The 19,478-nt window shown below is 37.5% G+C and carries 6 protein-coding genes; 3 read left to right on the forward strand and 3 right to left on the reverse strand.

All coding sequences use genetic code 11. The annotated features are described in order from the left end of the window. Positions 1-81: 81 nt before the first annotated feature. The gene (gene pgk, locus DG435_RS16980) at positions 82-1,272 is read right to left on the reverse strand and encodes a phosphoglycerate kinase (protein ID WP_106793767.1); all 1,191 of its coding nucleotides are present in this window, start codon (positions 1,270-1,272) and stop codon (positions 82-84) included. 399 nt (positions 1,273-1,671) lie between these two features. Between pgk and DG435_RS25605 the strand changes: the two genes are divergently transcribed. The 3 genes from DG435_RS25605 to DG435_RS16990 all read left to right on the forward strand — a co-directional run bounded on the left by DG435_RS25605 (position 1,672) and on the right by DG435_RS16990 (position 3,733). Then, positions 1,672-1,848 (forward strand): hypothetical protein, encoded by a 177-nt coding sequence (locus tag DG435_RS25605; RefSeq protein WP_159025665.1) that lies wholly within the window; start codon positions 1,672-1,674, stop codon positions 1,846-1,848. Between the two features lie 231 nt (positions 1,849-2,079). Continuing rightward, positions 2,080-3,231 carry a DNA polymerase III subunit gene (locus DG435_RS16985; protein WP_106793766.1) on the forward strand — a complete coding sequence of 384 codons (1,152 nt, stop codon included), beginning with the start codon at positions 2,080-2,082 and terminating at the stop codon, positions 3,229-3,231. Positions 3,232-3,337: 106 nt separating this feature from the next. Continuing rightward, complete coding sequence (locus tag DG435_RS16990) at positions 3,338-3,733, forward strand: DoxX family protein (RefSeq protein ID WP_106793765.1); 396 nt, start codon at positions 3,338-3,340, stop codon at positions 3,731-3,733. Between the two features lie 58 nt (positions 3,734-3,791). Here the strand turns inward: DG435_RS16990 and DG435_RS16995 are convergent, their stop codons facing one another. Further along, positions 3,792-4,748 (reverse strand): type IX secretion system membrane protein PorP/SprF, encoded by a 957-nt coding sequence (locus DG435_RS16995; RefSeq protein WP_106793764.1) that lies wholly within the window; start codon positions 4,746-4,748, stop codon positions 3,792-3,794. A 93-nt stretch (positions 4,749-4,841) separates the two neighbouring features. Further along, positions 4,842-19,478 (reverse strand): T9SS type B sorting domain-containing protein, encoded by a 14,637-nt coding sequence (locus DG435_RS17000; protein ID WP_159025664.1) that lies wholly within the window; start codon positions 19,476-19,478, stop codon positions 4,842-4,844.

A 19,478-nucleotide genomic window follows, 5' to 3' on the forward strand; every position in this document is an offset into this window, starting at 1 on the left:
AAAAACATGAAAAAAACGGTTAAAACAACCGCTTTTTCATAATTTTTACAAAAAATAAGTGTTTTCTTACAAAATTATACCTTATTCATTTTCTATTGCAGCAATTCCTGGTAGTGTTTTACCTTCTAAGCTTTCTAACATAGCTCCTCCCCCTGTAGAAACATAACTTACTTTAGTACCAAAACCAAATTGTTTTACTGCCGCTACAGAATCTCCTCCTCCGACAAGAGAGAATGCTCCATTTTCTGTAGCTTCTGCTATAGAATGTCCTAATGCTATTGTTCCTTTAGAAAAATTTTCCATTTCAAAAACACCCAATGGTCCATTCCATAATATGGTTTTTGATTTTAGAATTACTTCATGAAAAATTTTCATTGTTTCAGGTCCGACATCAAGTCCTTGCCAACCATCGGGAATTGTATTAACAGCAACAACCTTAGTATTTGCGTTATTATCAAATGCATCTGCACCCAATACATCTACAGGAAGGTGAATTTCTACTCCTTTTTCTTTGGCTTTCTTTAAAATCTCTAATGCCAGTTCTTGTTTATCATCTTCACAAATAGAATCTCCTATTTGACCTCCCAAAGCTTTAATAAATGTATAGGTCATTCCTCCTCCAATAATCAAGTGATCTATTTTATCCAGAATATTCTCGATTATTGTAATTTTTGAAGATACTTTTGATCCTCCTAGAATTGCAGTAACAGGCTTCTCTCCGCTTCTTAATACTTTATCAATACTTTCTATTTCTTTTGCTAATAAACTACCAAAACATTTATGCTCAGGAAAAAATTGTGCAACAATAGTAGTAGAAGCATGTGCTCTGTGAGCTGTACCAAACGCATCATTTATGTAGATATCTCCCAGTTTTGACAATTGCTCTGCAAAAATTGCATCTCCACTTGTTTCATTAGGATGAAATCTTAAATTTTCTAATAATAAAACTTCACCAGAGTTTAGCGCTGCGACAGCATCTTCTGCCTCCTGACCAACACAGTTAGCCACATATTTGACTTGAACCCCAAGAACATCTGCAACTTTATCTACGATATGTCTTAATGAAAACTCATCCTGAACACCTTTTGGCCTACCCAAATGAGACATTAGGATCGCACTTCCTCCATCTTCCAAAACTTTAATTATTGTGGGTTTTGCAGCTTGAATTCTAGTGTCATCTGTTACTTCAAAATTTTCATTTAAAGGAACATTAAAATCTACTCGAATTAAGGCTTTTTTATTTTCAAAATTAAAATCGTCAATTGTCTTCATGATACTGAATTGGTTTTTCGCAAACGAAAATAATTCTATTTCATTAAAAACATCAAAATCTGATAGAAAAATTACCTGAAATCAAAGGTAATTTTTCACTTTTATCAAATTTTTATAAAAACCCTTTTTTCAATAAAAGAATCATAGTTAAATAATAGGATTACTATCAAACCAAAAAAAGATACAATTTTGATATTTATTTTAAATTGGGATTCTTCATCCAGCTTCATGTTTTTCTTTCTTATTATACTTATTTGTTTCAATATCTTAGAATTAGAATGCGATAAATCTTTGATGCTATTAAAATCATACTTGTCTTGGCAAAATATCCTAATAGTATTTTATGTTAAAAATTATTTCTATATTGTATATACAAAAACACTAAACAACTAACTAATTATGAGTAATTTATCCGCACGAACACCAAAAAAAATTACAGTAATCATAAGTATTATACTTGTTCTTTTAGGCCTTCTAGGTTCGCGTATTCACCCTGTTTTGGCAGAAAATAGTAATTGGCTTGTACTTGCAGGATATGTGCTTCTTCTACTAGGGGTTTATCTAAAAGGGCTGTAATTTTCTGTAAAGGTCAATACCTATCAAAATTCGTTTAACTCTGATTATTTTATAGAAAGGATTTTCTAGTAATATATAGTGACTAATACTTAGTATGAATACATGTCCTAAAGTCAAATAAATACTACATCTTCTAATTACTATATTAATATTTTAGAGGTTGCTCATTTTTTATCAGGTTTTATATCTTATAGATCTGCTTTCTTTTTTAGGTATCCCTTATATTTGCCTATGCTTTTCTCAGAAATTTTAGGCTTAAAACATATCAAAAGCTATTTGACCACTAGCGCTAATCGTCAAAGAATACCTCATGCCCAGCTTTTTGTTGGTCCTAATGGTAGTGGAACATTACCCATGGCTATTGCCTATGCACAGTATGTCTTGTGCCAAAATCAAAATGGAGAAAATACAGATGGTATTGAGGCTTGTAATGTAAAGTTTGATCATCTGGCACATCCCGATTTACATTTTGTATATCCTGTTGCTGTAAACGATAAGGTGAAAAAGCATCCTACATCGGATCAATTTGCAGAGGAGTGGAGACATTTTGTAAATGAAAATCCATACGGAAGTATTTTTGACTGGTATCTTTCTCTTGGAATTGAAAAAAAACAAGGTCAGATTGGAGTTGATGAAGCGCTTGAGATCGTAAAAAAACTTTCGTTAAAAAGTTATGAAGGAGGTTATAAAATAATGTTGATCTGGATGGCTGATAAAATGAATATTGCAGCTTCTAACAAGCTTCTCAAATTAATTGAAGAGCCTCCAGCAAAAACCATTTTTATACTTATCACAGAAGATGAGGAGCAACTTATACAAACTATTAGATCCAGATGTCAGGTATTACATTTTCCTCCTTTAGGAGAACAGGTAATAAAAGAAGCGCTTCGGGAAAAAGAGAATATTTCTGATAGTGATGCTTTAAAAATAGCACATCAGGCTAATGGTGATTATAGTAAAGCTTTACACCTGCTACATCATGATGGTGGTGATGATCAATTTGAAGACTGGTTTATACAATGGGTGCGTACAGCATTTAAAGCCAAAGGAAATAAGTCTGCTGTAAATGACCTAATCACCTGGAGCGAGTCTATTGCTGGCACAGGAAGAGAAACACAAAAAAAATTCCTGAAATATTGCCTGGATTTTTTCAGACAAGCTATGTTACTTAATTATGGCGCAGAAGATTTAGTCTTTCTAGAACCAAATACAAATGGTTTCAAATTAAAAAACTTTGCTCCTTTTGTACACGGTGCCAATATTATGGACATCTGTAATGAGCTTCAGGATGCTGCTTATCATATAGAACGAAATGGTAATGCAAAAATCATCCTCACAGATCTTTCTATAAAACTTACCCGATTATTACATAAAAAAAGTTAATCACGTATAGTTTACTGCCTGTTAATACTTAAGAATAATAAATTAGAAATCAGCATTTTTTAGTCTCAAATCTTATTCTATATTTGATATCCTAAACTAATCTCACATGGATAATTTTATAAATAATATTGTTTCAATAACTATCTTATTATTTCTTCTCATTACTTTTTTGCAATCTGGTATCGATAAAATAATCGATTGGAAAGGAAATCTTAGTTGGTTAAAAGAACATTTTGCGTCTACTTTTATGGGTAATATGGTTCCTCTTCTTTTAACAATTATTTTAATTATTGAAATGATTACGGCTGTATGTTGCGTTATTGGTATGTATTACCTTATTACAGATAATATTACATGTTATGCTGTTTTAGCTATGTTTTTAGCCTGTATAACGCTCTTAATGTTGCTTTTTGGACAAAGAGTAGCAAAAGATTATCAAGGGGCCTTAACAATCACCTGTTACTTTATAGTGGCCATCTTTGGGTTGTATATAGTTTCCTAAAAACAAAAGAGAGCAGTTAATTAACTGCTCTCTTTTGTTTTTAGTATTCATTTCATTCCTAATATGTACATCCACATTTACTTTGTCTACAACCAAAGTCGAATCCTAGCGTGATCATGTGCGATCCTGCTGCAGAGGTAGGTTGTAAAACTTCGTTTACATTAATCTGATATCCATAAGCAACATAAAAATTAGCTTTTTTGATTCCTAACATAGGAGATACAGAAAGCGGTTTAAAATCCTGATCAACCAAAGATCGAAGACTAACTCCTATCCAATAATAATCTTCTCGGTGCATTTTACGAACCTTTAGATTAAGATCAGCAGTAGAACGACCATCTCCAGCAAAGTTTTGGTATAATATAGAAGGCTCTACCTCGATATCACTAAATCTATGATAGAATGTATATCCAGTATACAGATAATAGTTCTGTATTTGAGAAGGTTCTGTTGGATTAAAATCATCAATCTCTTTCTGTAATAAATTCACAGCATTGGCGCTCAAAAAGAAACGACCAATACGATATAATAATCCAATATCAAAATTAGAATCATTTACACTTATATCTGCTAATCCAGGATTAAATGGGTTATCAGGGTCTCCATTATTAAACTTTGAAGTATCAATACCAAATTGAGTAAACTTGTAGCTAATCCCAAATGATAAATATTGATTATTGTATTCATTAAGTGTTAAATGGTGAGCAAAAGATAACTGGATTCCTTTCTGAGTAGTAAATCCATTCTGATCATTAAACAGAATAGCACCTACACCCGAACGGTCTGATATTCTACCATCTATTGATAAGGATTGTGTACCTGGAGAATCCTCGATACTAACCCACTGCTCAAAACCTGAAGCTCTGATCTGCCAACAATCTCCAATACCCGCATATGCCGAGGATATCAAATATGGGTTATCTGCGATATATTGATTTTGTACAGGGGCAAAAAACTCCTGAGCAAAAGTACAATAACTTGCAAATAGGCTAAATATGATAATATACTTCTTCATCTAATATTAAAAATTACAGATCATTAACTTTTCTCTTTCTATACTATCTGGCTTTTATCCACATAGTCTTATAACTTACTAAGGCTCTATATATTATCTATATAATGTAAAGTGGCCTGTAAATTCTCTATTATCTACGTCATTCAGAATTATAGAATACCAATAATCTCCTGATGGAAGTTGTTTTCCTTGATATAAACCATCCCATCCTTGTTGGTCTCCTTTAAATTCTGCTAGCATTCTTCCATATCTATCAAAGACGATTACTTCCATATTTTCAAAGAAGAAAGGATCATCTATATTAGGAGTAATCTGTCTAGGGTACCAGAAACGATCTTCTGCCGTACTATTAGGACTATCCGGTGTAAAGTAGTTAGGAATACGAATATTAATATAAGTTAGATTCTGAACCGTAAGTACCTCACAGCCATCTGCATCAACTACACGTAATACATAATCTGCAGTCTCTCTTATTACAAAAATATTTCCATCTAATTCTGTATAGTCTGAAGGCTCTAATTGATCCAACGTCATTCCATCTTCTAACATCGTAAATGAGAATGCATAGAAAGGAGTGTTTTCAAATGGTCTTCCTCCTGATGCTATGATTTGATATTCATTAGGATCTACTGGGTTATTGGTCATTTGAGCAACTGGTATTGCCAATGGAGTATACTCAAGAATCTCGATTGTATCTACAGTTCTTGTACATCCTTGGAATTCCATAATACCTTCATACTCTCCTGGAACTACCTCAAAATTACCTGTCAAATTCGAATTGTTAGGCGGATTTGGTGTTCCATTTATACCATTCAAAGTATAAATAATACCTAATCCTTGTGACTCTTCGACAATATCAAAACTTACAAGGTATTGCTCTTCACTAGTCATCACAGGATTCGCAGGATCACTATAGTCAAATATAGGACATACTAATTCTGGTACTAGTTCACCAGCAAGGTTAACACCTGGTTCAATATCAATATTAAAGGCTCCCTGACAGTTTGCATTATTTTGCGAATCTCTAATAAATACTGTGGTTGTGCCTCCTGGTAGATTATCAATAAACAAATTCGCAGGATCTGTAACAGCTTGATAATTTACACCATCAATACTCCAGAAATAACTTGGATCTGCTGGATTTGTAGGTGGTAATCCTCCTGTAATGGATAAGGTAGCTGTACCATTCATATCTCCTGCACAATCTTCTGGCGTTGTCGAATTTACAGTAGCCAAAATCGGTGCTGGTTCTATAATTTGAATATCAATAATAGTTCTTGGACAACCATTATCATCTTCTACCTCTACTCGATATGTATCAGCTGGTAAACCTATAAATGTATGTTCATTATCCGGGTTTTCAGATTCATCTTCAATAAAGGTAAACACTGCGGTACCTGCACTATTATATAATGAGAAGTAGTATTGTGGAGTACCTCCAACAGCAGTTACTCGTATAGTACCATCAGTTTCTCCATTACAAGAAATAGGCGTTGCAAAAGCTTCTGCTATAAATTCTGCTGGTTGACGTATCTCAAAAGGTGTCACACTATCTACACAATCTCCACTAGTTACTGTATAATTATAAGTTCCTGCTGGTAAATCACCAAAGAAACTAGTAGTTTGAGTATCCGTGGCTAATGGGCCAGGTAATGTTACAGCATTACCTAAGTAATCCGTACCTGTTACTCTATATCCATAATTACCTAATCCTCCTGTAACACTTGCATCAATAGAACCTGTTGGCTCACCAAAACAAACAATAGACGTATTACTTAAGTCCAGTGTTGTCGCTAACGGAACAGGATCACGTACTGGTATGGTATTAGAAGCCGGAGAAACACATCCATTAACATCCCTAACAAAGAAGTTGTAATCCCCTGCAGGTAAAGTAAATTCATGGACTGTAGGTGAAATATTACCAGCAACAAAAGTAACTCCATCACTACTAAATACATATCCACCAGGAGTTCCTCCTCCTGCCGTAACCGTTATTGGGTTAGGACTAGGAGCAAGACAGGTTATTGGTCCTTGAACCACATCTATCGTCACAGCTGGTGGTGCATTAATAACCACAGGATCCTGAATAATTTCACATGCTAAGTTATCGGTAACCGTAACAATATAGTTACCTGGTTTAAGATCTATCCATTGGAAAGTATCTGTAGTACTTGCAACCGCAGCAGATTGTGAACCATCTGGGAATGTTAACATAAAGAAATATGTCCCTGGTCCCTGACCTCCTGTAGCAGTAGCTGTAATTGTACCGTCCTCACTATCAGAACAAGCTAATAGCGTTGGTGCAATTGCATTTAATCCTAAAGGTGTTGGTGGTTGAATATTAATTGTGCTTGTTACCTCGCAACCTCTGGTATCTCTAACTCTAACAACATAGTCTATTCCCGCTGGCGCTGCGCCAGCATCCAATAAGAAGCCTCCAAACCTTGGATCTGTACCAAATGGCACTAATGGTCCTCCTCCAGCATCTTCTAGTTGATATTGTAAAGCTCCAGTACCTCCACTGGCAACTGCTTCAACAGTAGCATCATCACCTGGTGTACAGGTTTCATCCTGTATTTGATTTACAGTAAGATTAATAACTGGTGGCTGGGTTATGGCAACTGTATTTGTAGGAGTACTACAGAATGGTGTTGCTGTAGCAGTTACTACTACTTCAATATTCCCTGCTTCTAATCCAGTGATTGTATGTGTTCCTGTAGCAGTATTACCTACTCCTGGTGTAACCGTACCCGTTGTTGTATTCGTTGCATTATAACTATATGCTCCAGTATAACCTGTTACCGTTAATACAACAGAACCATCTGGTGGAAGAGTATTGAAACAAGTGATATCATTACCTAAAGCAATTGTTGCTTCAATAGTATCATATACAGGTACATCATATTGTGGCGTAAGAACAGAACATCCTGTGCCAATATCATAAATTTCAAAAATATAACTACCTGGTGTTGGTAATCCCGGAAGGGTAAATGTATTACTTGTAGTAGTAGCTCCTCCTGAAACAACATTATTGTCTGGTGGGATAACACCTGTTGTTTCCACAAAGTTAAATGGACCTACACCTCCTGATATAGTAACTGTAACATCTTGTGTGTTCGTATTACAGTCAATTGCAGGTCCAGCATTTACTGTAGGATTGCTCATTACCGGGAATACAGGTTGTATCACATCAAAATCGGCAACAGCACAGTTATTATCATCAACAACTGTAATTGTATATGTTCCTGCAACTGGTGCAGTAATTTCATATTGAACTCCATTAGCAGGATTACCATCAGAATCTACCACATCGGTTTCTGATCCAGAAGACGAAGGTCCTGTGTATGACACATCATAAGGAGCTGTTCCTCCTGTAATCGTAACTATGATAATTGGAGATACAGGATCATTTGCTCCATTACAAGTATAAGATCCGGGAAGTCCACTTGCGTCAAGAATTGCCGTTGGTCCTCCTACTACTACCTGAATTGCTGGTGCATTAGAACATCCTTTATCAGAAATAGCAACGATATCATAAGTTCCTGCTGGTAAATTCTCAAATAATGGATTTAACTGCAATGGTCTTAGTACTGGTCCTGCTACAATCTCATATTGATATGGCGGATTATCATCTGCCGTTGGATCTAAACTTACTAAAATAGTACCGTCAGTTCCACTAAAACAAGAGACCGGTGTAGGCGTTCCTGAAGGAATTGGATCTAAGAATGTAGGTACAGTGATATTAAAAGTTGCAGGACAACCTCCTGGAGCAGGTGGATTTGGTCCTATTGCACTATCATTAACTTCTACTCTATGATTTCCTGGTGGTACATTACTAAACGTAACATCATTTGCACCTGGTACACCAACTGCCTGAGTTACTCCTGCAATAGGAGTACCTGTTCCAGCATCAACTAAACTAAAAGTCCAATTTCCTGGAGTAGCAGAACCACCACTTACTGTAGCTACTACAGTGGCATCTGAAGCACGACAAGTAGGGTCAGTAAAGGTTGCTGTTACTAATAATTCTGGATAAACCGTTATGTCTTGTGAAGCCGAAGGACAGCCATTCTCATCATATACAAATACTCTATATGTACCTGGAGCGGTAACCGTAAATTCATGAGTATTGTTGTTTACACTTCCTGGCACTTGCGGACCAACAGTAGCAACAGGGGTAACCATATTTAATTGGTATGTTAAATCTCCTGTTCCCGGCGCGGGTACATTACTTGTTGCAGTAACTGTAAATGTATAATTATTATCAAAATTACATGCGTCATCTACAAATAATGGTATAGGGTTTAATGTAGGTGGTGCTGTAACCGCTGGTATAGCTATTTGTGTTGGTACTATACAACCATTAGCATCTTGTACATAAATCACCCAATCTAAACTCGTTGTCGGGTCTAAACTAAAAGTATCTGTAAGTGCAAATACTGCGGGAGTTGCTGGTGGTGGTCCAGGAACAAGTGTTCCTGCTTCAACCGCAAAGTTGTATGGTCCAACTCCTCCGTTAGCTTCCATGGTAACTACTGATAATGGATTGTTACAATCAGGAGTAGATATACTCAAAGGACTTAATGTTAATGGGGCTGGTGCAGAAATTGTAACAACGTTTGAGGTGTCATCACATAATAGTGGTGCCGCAGCTGTCACAACAACTGTTATATCTCCAGCTTCCAAACCAGAAATTGTAATAGGTCCTGTAGCAGTATTTCCAGCTCCTGGCGTTACTGTACCAGTAGTCGCGTTAGTTGCATTATATGTATATGCTCCTGTATATCCAGTAACTGTTAAAGTAACTTCTCCTGCTGTTAAATCATTTACACATGTTATATTGGTCAAAGGCGCTATAGTAGCCTCAATAGTATCATATTCTGGGACATTAAACGAAGGCGTTTGAATCGTACATCCCGTAGCAGTATCAGTAATTTCGAACACATAATTACCAACTCCTGGTAAATTAAATGACGCAATGGTTTGAACTCCTGGTGGGGGATCAACATTACCTGTTCCGGCAGCAACTGTTACAGGTCCTCCTAACGCTCCACTTGTTTCTACAAAATCAAATGGTCCTGTTCCTCCGGTTATAGAAACTGTTACTGGTTGAACATTAGTAACACAATTTATAGGTGTACCTGCAGTTACCGTAGGATCAGTCATTACTGGTAATGGAGCTATTGGTACTGGTGCCAATACAAGTGAACAATTATTACTATCAAAAACAGTAATGTTATATACGCCATCTACCGGCGCATCAATAAGTAATGCAGTTGCCGGTGGTGCTGGTATCGGTGTTGGTACTGGGATTCTTGTTCTTACTACTCCATCTGGTTGTGTAACCGTTACAAAATAATCTGGTCCTGTTCCTGTAGTAGCATCAATAGTAATTGCTATTGTTCCTGGGCTTACTGTATTGCCTGCGCCACAAGTTAATGGATCCTGGGCAGTTGCAGTTGCAATAATTACACTTGGGTTGTCTATAATATAGTCCTGATCAGCTGTACACAATACAGACAATGCTCCGTTTGCTTCTGTTGCTGTAACACGTACTGTATAGGTACCTGCACCAAGTCCTGTAAATTGAGGGCTCGTTTGTGGAACTACTACGATAGGTGCAATAATTTCATATTGATATGTAGCTGTAAGATCTTCGGTAGCTGGATCAAGTACTGCATTAACAACTCCATCTGTATCACCATTACACGTTACACTTGTATTAGGCTGTGCTAATAATACAGGTAATGTAGGTGCTTCTATACTCACCGGTGCCGTAAATGAACACCCTGGTGCTACCCCTCTACCGTCATCTGTTATCTCAACAATATAACTACCCGGGGCAACATTAAAAAATACGCCGGTAGCGGCTCCTGTTACATTTCCGGTAGGAGCACCACCAGAATCTTGTAATACATATGTTGCTGTTCCTTGTATTGTTCCTGAGGTTGTTGTTGTAGTGATTGTTCCTGTTGCATTCGTACAATCAGGTGCCACTGTAAACGCTGCACTAATCTGTAATGGTCCATACACATCAACAGGAGTAGTTACCGTACAACCTGATTCATCGGTAACCCCAATAGTATATGTTCCTGGTGTCGAAACCGTAAATTCATGATTATTATTATCAATACTTCCGACAACCGCGGTACCACCATCTATTTGATACGTTAACGTTCCTAATCCTGTAGCTTGAATACGTATCACATTACTATTGTCATAGGCACAATCATCTATAAAGTTAGCTGAAACTATTGTTGGAAGCGGGTTCGCTACTGTTGTAACTGTAACAGGGCCAAAAGTACACCCATTATCATCTATAACAAATATATGTTGTACCTGTCCATTTGTACTACCCAAATCAATTACATTACTTAGTAATGGAAAATCTGCTAATAACGTTGGTGTAGTTACCGGAGCTCCAAAACCATCATCGGCTATTAGTGCATATTGATATCCATCAGCTGTTGGAGGGATAGCAAATGGTGTACCTCCATTGGTATTCATAATAACCTGAGCATTCGTACCACAGCCATTAGCTGGAGTTTGATTAGTTGCTGTTGAAGTTATTGGAACTGGAAGATCAATAGTAAAATCGTATCTCGCCGGACACATTGTACCATCAACTTCTTGTACAGTTACATAATATTGACCAGGTGGTATATTATTAATCGTAACCGGAACATTTGGTACTGCCGGACTTGGAGTAGTGTTATCAGAACCTGTATATGCAGCACCTAAGCTTACATTAGTAAAGGCGTTAAACACTTCCCAAGATATTTCTGTTACCGTAGGATCATATGCCGAAACATCAAATGTAACACTTCCATCATCTAAAGCTGGTGTTTCATTACAACTTACATCCGTAACTACATCATTTATAATACTCGGTTCTGATGGTGGTGCTATAGCAGGAACCATTTCTTGATATAAACAGTTCGTCGCATTATCTCTTACTTCTAAAATATAGGTTCTGTTAAAATTCAATCCGCTATACGTATGATCTCTGATCGGCGTATTTGCATCAACAGCAGTCGCTCCTCCAACACTATCATCTAATGGCACAAAATCTCCCAGTCCTGGAGATGGCTCTCCAACAATTCTAATATCAAATCCTGGTGGTGGATTTGCTGGTGGATTAATACCTGAACCTCCTTGTACATCGATTTCAAATGTTACTCCTCCAGGACATGTTGCAGAAACTGTAATGTTCTGTACTAAGTCATTTGGTGGAGAGAAAATGTTAAAAGGACCAAAAGGACCATTATCTGTACATCCATTCGTATCAGTTACAAAAATAAAGTACTGACCAAAATCCAAACCTTCAAATCTTACAGTAGTTCCTGTAGTTACAGGGTTTGGAGTTGTAGCAGCAGTAGTCGCAGGAACTAATGGTAGTACTGCAAAATTCGCTGCAGTAACCAAAGTATAGGTATAGTTTGCTGTACCTCCTGCTATTTCAAAATCAATAGCTCCTAAATCTGTTATTACAACAGAACCTCCACAAGTAACTGGAGTCTCTGTTCTGCTTACCTCGGTAATAAGATCTGGTTGATTAACATCTACACTACTAGGAGTAGGACATCCTCTAACGCCTCTAACCGTAAAATTATATGTAGCAGCAGTCAAATTTGGAAATGAAATTTCTGTACCAACAATCGTAACAAAAGTTCCCGTATTCTGAAAATCTATTTCATATGGTCCCTCTGTTCCTGTTACTCCAATTACTGCCGTTCCTGTATCTCCATTACAACTTAAAGTTACCGGAGGATTAGAAATGGTAGGTGCAACAGGGTCTGTAACTGTAAATGGTGCTGTAGTAAAGGTACACCCTCTATCATCGGTCACTCTAAACACATAAGATCCTGCGGTACCATTTGTATAATTTGCAAATGGTGTTGTAGCATTGGTCAAGTGGTCAGCAAATGCTCCACCATCTATAGAAACCGCTATGTCATAAGGCGTATACCCTCCATTAACCGCAAATGAGAATTCTGCAGGAACTGGATTACCTAAGGCATCACAAGTATTATCTGCAACTTGAGTTACTACCAATTCTACTGCTGGCGCAATAGTTTGTGTTGGTAGTACTACAGGACAGCCATTACTATCTGTAATTGTAATTATATAATCTCCAGGTAAGGTTAAATCAGGAGTTGTAGTAAACGTAGTCAATGCTCCAACATTGGTATCTGGTATAACCACTACACCACTTCTGGTTACATTATACGTATAATCTGGAGTACCAGAATCAGTACCATCAATATCGATAGTAAAGCTCACTGTGCCATCATCTAAACAGAAATCAGAACTAGCATTAACACTTGCATCTAATTGTGGTAATTGATTGATATCAAATGTTTGTGGTGCAGATGGACAACCTGCTCCATCTGTAACAATAATTTCATATCCGGTTGCATTAGGTACATTATCATACGACTGATTAACAGGTCGGCTCGCACCTAGTGGTGTCCCTCCTGAATCATTTAATACGTATGTATATCCTGCCCCACTACCTCCTGCAACTGCACTAATGGTAACTGTATTGGTATCAGCCGCACAGTCCTGAACTACTGGATCTATGGTAAATGTAATAGGATCTGGTTGGGTAATCGTTACCGTAGTTGTAGCTTGACAATTAGGTGGTGAACCTCCCACCAGATTTGAATCTGTTACAATAATGGTATATACTCCATCCTCTAAAGAACCAACATTTACCGGAGTAACTCCTACTCCTGCACCTCCTGGAACCACGATAGGACCAGTAATAGTATATGTAAAGTTAGCACTATTACCAACAGTAAATGAAAGTGCTCCATCACTACCTCCGATACAAGTCGTAGGGCTAGTTTCAACTGCATTAGTAATCTGTATTTCAGGAACTAGTTCCTGTCTATAATCTTCATCATAAGAACACTGATTATCTCCTCTTGTAGCAGTAAAAGTATAGGTTACTGCTCTGTTTAACACAAATACTCCTGTTGTAGCATTACCAGATACTGGTGCTGGAACAACACTATATGTATATGTTGGTCCTACAGGAACACCAGTTGCTGTTACCTCAATAGTTTGCGCAGAACAGTCTGAATCTCCTGTTACAAAAGTAATATCGGTAACCTCTAAAAGTGGATCTATTGTAATTGGGAAAGACTCAACACAATCATCCGTAGCTTGATTTCTAATATATACGGTATATGATCCATCGGTAGCAAAATCAATTTCAAAAGGGATTGCTGCCACTGTAGTAAATGGACCAGCTGGATTTAGACTCCATTCATAAGTACCTGAACCACCTGCGATGGCTGTTATCTGAGCCTGAGCACCAGGTGTCGCAGTACAACTTAATAATCTGAAATCATCATTTATAGTAGCTGTAATTGCAGCCGGAGGAGTTAATGATATCGGACCTAATGCTAAATCACAATTAAATCTATCACGTATTATAACATTATGAGGTACCGTAGGATCAACTCCATTAAATGTATGAGATACATCACTTGTTGGACCGAATGTTATCGCTCCATCTAAAATATAAGTAAAAGGACCTTCTCCAGCGGTAGCATTAACAGTTATTCCTCCATTATCTGCCGGACAGGCAGGATCTATTCCAACAAGGTTTCCTGCTAGTGCTTCATATGCATTGACAGTTATAGTATTTGATAATGCCGTACAGCCTAATCCATCTACTACTTCTATCTGATAAGTTCCCGGAGTTGTAATTCCTGTTATAGGATTAGGTATTCCTGCTTGAGGAGCTGTTCCTACTAAATTAAAGGTATAAGCTCCATCCCCTCCAGTAGGAGTAAACGAAATGCTAGCGCCTGAATTACAATCTATATCTTTGTCTAAATTAGCCGTAATTGTTAATTCTGGGTTTATTGTAAAGTTCACTGTATTAGAAGTACATGTACTTCCTGTATTAGTAACTGTTACTGTATGCGCTCCTGGAGTAAGATTAGGAATCTCAAATGTGTTTACAGGTGCGCCTAAAAATACAACTGCCACTGGAGCACCACCATCTAAACTATAGGTAAAAGGACCGACAGGTGCTGGAACTCCTAAAGTAATAGTAATTCTCTGTGTAGCTGGGTCAGCAGGAGTATAACATGCATCTCCCCCAGTAGCCACTGGAACAATACTAGGTGCAGTTGTAAACGGTACAATCACCTGCTGATTAATTTCACAAGCTGTTGTAGGATCACTTCCATCACGTGCAAAAACAGTATACGTTCCTGATGCTAAAGGACCAAACACATTACCCGACTGATACGGTGTAATTATTGCAACACCTGCAGCATCTCGTAATTGATATTCGTAACCTCCTCGTCCTCCTGTAACATTTACAGTAATAAAACCTGTTGGATCACCACAATCTGCAGCATCTATGCCAAAAGGATCAAAACTAAATGGATTTGTTGGTTCTGTAATATCAACTGTAGTCGTTGTAGAACAATTTACAGATGGTGCAGAAAGGCTTGTATCTGTAACTGTAATCGTATAAGTACCTGCAGATAGTGAACCAATCGTTACAGGAGTTACTCCTGCTCCTGCTCCTGCTGGAACAACTGTAGGACCAGTAACTGTATATGTATAAGCAGCACTATTACCAACAGTGAAAGATAATATACCATCACTCGCTCCAACACAATTTACAGGTTTATCCTGCGAAGCGCTTGTAATTTGTATTTCAGGAACTGTAGTTCCTGTAAAACTTTCGGTATTTACACATTGATTATCACTTCTTCTTGCAGTAACCGTATAAAGTACTCCATTAGTAAACGTATATGCTGTAGTAGTGCTAAATGCTGTTGTACCTGTAGCACCAGTTCCTGTAGCAGGGTCTGGTGTAATACTATATTCATAAAATGCCGGTAAAGTAAGAGCCGGAGATGCTGAAACTACAACATCAACCGTTTGATTAGAACAATTCTGATCTCCAGGAGTGATGGTTACACTATCAACTTCTAATATTGGATCTATAGTAATTGGGAAAGGTGTCAAACAATCATCGGTAGCCTGGTTTCTAATATATAATGTATAAGCGCCATCGGTGGCAAAATCAATTTCAAAAGGTATTGCTCCCACTGCTGTAAAAGGGCCTGCAGGATTCAAACTCCACTCATAAGTTCCCGAACCACCTGTAATAGAAGTTACCTGAGCTTGAGCACCAGGAGTTGCTGTACAACTCAATAGCCTGAAATCATCATTTATTGTAGCTGTAATACTAGCTGGTGTTGTAAAGGTCACATCTGGAGTAACTGTAAAATCACAACCAAATCCATCCTGAACAGTAACGGTATGTGATACCGATGGATCTACATTATTAAAAGTTTCAGTAGTATTAGCAGAAGGCCCAATAGTTACTTCTCCCGCTGTTCCTTGATCCAGAATATAGGTAAAAGGTCCTGTCGATCCTGCACCAATAGTCACTTGAATAGAACCACTATCTGCATTACAAGAAGGATTAATAGCCGTAGCAGTTGCTGTAATTGCTGTATAAGGGCTTACATCAACACTACCAGCCGCTATAGTACAACTATTATCAAGATCATCAACAAATACTGGGTAATTACCAGCGGCATTTGCTCTAAATTGATAAGTCGTTCCTGTTATCGGTGCCAATACAGTACCCAAGAAATCTGCCTGATTATTAAATGCAAAATTACCCGAACCTCCTGTTACTGTAACTTCATAAATCGCAATAAATAGATGAGGGTCATAGTCAGGAAGATTAATGTCATTTTGAAAGTTTGGATTACAATGTAAATCTTCAACAAGTCTTATTGTAGCCGAAAATGCTGCAGGATCATTTATTGTAACTACAAAAACCTCAGAGCAGCTACCATCGGCAGATAATACCTGTACATTATAAGTATCAGGGTTAAGTCCAGTAAATGTGTGGTTTGGAACCGTTGTAGGTCCCTCTGTATCATTAAAAGCCGTTGTAGTACTATTAATAATATATCTGTAATTAGCTTGGGAATCATCAACTGTTATTTCAATACTTCCTTGATCTCCAGGACATGTAGGAGAAGTCGGAGTAACTGTTTCTCTTGCATCCAACTCATCTAAAAAGATAGTTTCCTGAAAAACACAAGCTGTAGGTAAACCTCCAACTTGACGAACATTAACAGTGTATGTTCCTACTTCTGTTAATCCTGAAAATTCTGCTGAAGCCTGATATCCAATTACTGTATTTGTTATAGGAGTAGTTAATTGATACTCATATTGAAGAGAAGAGTTTTGAACTCGTATTGTACCTGGTGAACCACAAATGATTTGTCGTATAACTGCAAGATCAGGATCAAAATTATTCTGAAATACATTAAAGTAAAAAGGGATGGTACAATTAGCATCAAAAGTAGCCAAAATTCTATATTCTCCTGCTTCTGTAATGGTATAATCGGTAGGTGCAATAGTTGGATTAGGGTTTGTAGGAGACGGTGGAGGTATAACTGCCGTAAATTGAGTTACCCAATTACTATCAGGGCAATCGGGATTCCCATCACCATCTGTGTCGATAAAAGGAGTAGGACAATTAGGATCTCTAATTACTCCTATACAATCGGGATCAGCAGGATCTAAACGCTGCCAAACAATTTGGGTAGCAGAAGTAAATTCTGAATCTATATTTAAAGTAGTACCACTACCACAAAGAAAAATTTCAGGTAACTTTTCATCATTAATTGCACAAATTCTATCCGTACTACCATTCACATTAGGATTGGTGGCTGATGGTAAACCATCTGCAATATTTATGAGAGGATTTACAATGGTATTAAAAGCACCAACATCAAAAGTTTGTTGAGAATCCTGACAGCCAGGAGCTCCGGTTTCTGTAACTATGTACGTTCCTCCCACAGTAACCGTTATGGTTTGACTATTAGGAAAAGTAGCTGTTGGGTCCTCTACATGTGTCCAGTTATAATTGGTAAAACCTGCACCCGCAGTAAGGTCTAAAGAACCTGTACAAATAAATGCTGGTTGAGCAGTAGTAAAACAAATACCATCATTAACCAAAACGTTGGACGAACCTGCAATATCAGATCCACATGCATCTTGTTCTAAAATACTTTGCTCGCCACTTTGTGTAATACCAGAATCAACTCCGGTATAAGTAGAAATAGCTATATTACTAATTTGATTAGAACATGCATCTCGTAAATCGGCACAGGTAGCTACCACACTAACTCCAAAACGGACAGTGTGAACTCCTCCATTACGAACGACCAAAGGATCGGCTATGGTAATATCAATTTGTCGGTTTGTACCATTAGGAGTAGCAACGATTCCCGGGTTACTAGTAGTTATACTACCCAATGTAAAATCAACATTATCAGGAAGTACATCCCTAATACTTGCTGCAGTAATAGCCTCATTACCTTGATTCTCTATTGTGAGTTCATAAAACAACTGATCTGCAAAATTTACAGGATCACCTGTAATATCAATACCATTATTATCTAACACTCGCTTGGTAACCGTAAGTTCGGGTTCGATAACTTCTATTTGAAACGAACTAAAAAATACACTATAGGCATCACCCGAAGAAGTCGTAAAAAAAGTAGCTGAGGTTGTATTGCCGGGAGGAGTATTTGGTATAACAGTATTGCCAGGATTAGGGATATTAAAAATATCTGCATCAAATCCTAAAGTATTACGCGAATGTGGTTCCCGAATAGGTGGATCACCAGGAATAGGTGCTACAGCAGCATTTCCATAACCCCCATCTACAGATATCGAACTATCAAAAAAGTTACCATTAGGGTTAGCAGGAGTAGTGAAGATGTTTTGTCTTACACCATCAGGTCTTTGGATCTGGAATATATCACCAGCAAATGGTCTATCTCCCTCTAGTGTTGCAACCGAATATCGTGCACGTACTGGTAGTGGTGCAGGTAGCGTCTGGAAACCTGTATAAGTAAAGCTTTTTAAACATCCCGGGGTAGCTGGATTACAAGGCTGGTTATTTAAAAATCCACTTCGTGTACTCATAAATTTTGCAGACAAATTTGGATCTTCATAAACTACAACTAATACCCATCCACTTGATATACCATTAGAACCAAAGCCAGAAAAACCTGAAGAAAACTCAGTAGATGCTCGCATATCTGCAATAGTATATGTCCCACTTGGATCTGCAATCCCTTGTAGAAGACTTGTTACATCTGCATAACATACATACTGAATATCTGTTTCTGCGTCATTACCAGCAACCGTTGGGTATCCATCATAAATAACCGTTGTTTGTGCTGGCGTAATCGTGGTATACCCTGCTTGACTCTGATGCCTAATTTTAATAGTCCTAAAATCTGGTCGAGTATCAGGCACAGGTAAATTATCGTATATTACATCTCCAGATCCATCCGTTGCAAAATAAGAAGCTGCCCAATATAATCCTGCATATGCAATTTCTTCACAATCAAAAGGGCCATTTAATTGCAAATCTGCAGAACTCGAACTAAATGTGCTTGGATCACCATCTATATCAATATAGCCAAAAAATCTCTGGTTATTAGAAGCGTTTCCATTATAGCTATCATTGGGTGTAAAACCACTTTGATTTAGTCCTGTAATTGCATTTCCAATAATTTTAAGTTCACCGTTAATTCTTAATGTACTCCCTGGAACTTCTTGAAAAGGTACTGGTATAGGGTTAACCTGAGCTAATAGTTGAATGCCTATCATTAAAAAAACCAAAACGATAGCAGATTTCAGTCGAAGTTTCAT

It is taken from the genome of Aquimarina sp. Aq78 (assembly GCF_900299525.1).
GTDB lineage: Bacteria > Bacteroidota > Bacteroidia > Flavobacteriales > Flavobacteriaceae > Aquimarina.

Bases quoted from the DNA above. Each gene is read 5' to 3' on its own strand.
- pgk (WP_106793767.1), bottom strand. From the start codon at position 1,272: ATGAAGACAATTGACGATTTTAATTTTGAAAATAAAAAAGCCTTAATT.
- DG435_RS25605 (WP_159025665.1), top strand. From the start codon at position 1,672: ATGAGTAATTTATCCGCACGAACACCAAAAAAAATTACAGTAATCATA.
- DG435_RS16985 (WP_106793766.1), top strand. From the start codon at position 2,080: ATGCTTTTCTCAGAAATTTTAGGCTTAAAACATATCAAAAGCTATTTG.
- DG435_RS16990 (WP_106793765.1), top strand. From the start codon at position 3,338: ATGGATAATTTTATAAATAATATTGTTTCAATAACTATCTTATTATTT.
- DG435_RS16995 (WP_106793764.1), bottom strand. From the start codon at position 4,748: ATGAAGAAGTATATTATCATATTTAGCCTATTTGCAAGTTATTGTACT.
- DG435_RS17000 (WP_159025664.1), bottom strand. From the start codon at position 19,478: ATGAAACTTCGACTGAAATCTGCTATCGTTTTGGTTTTTTTAATGATA.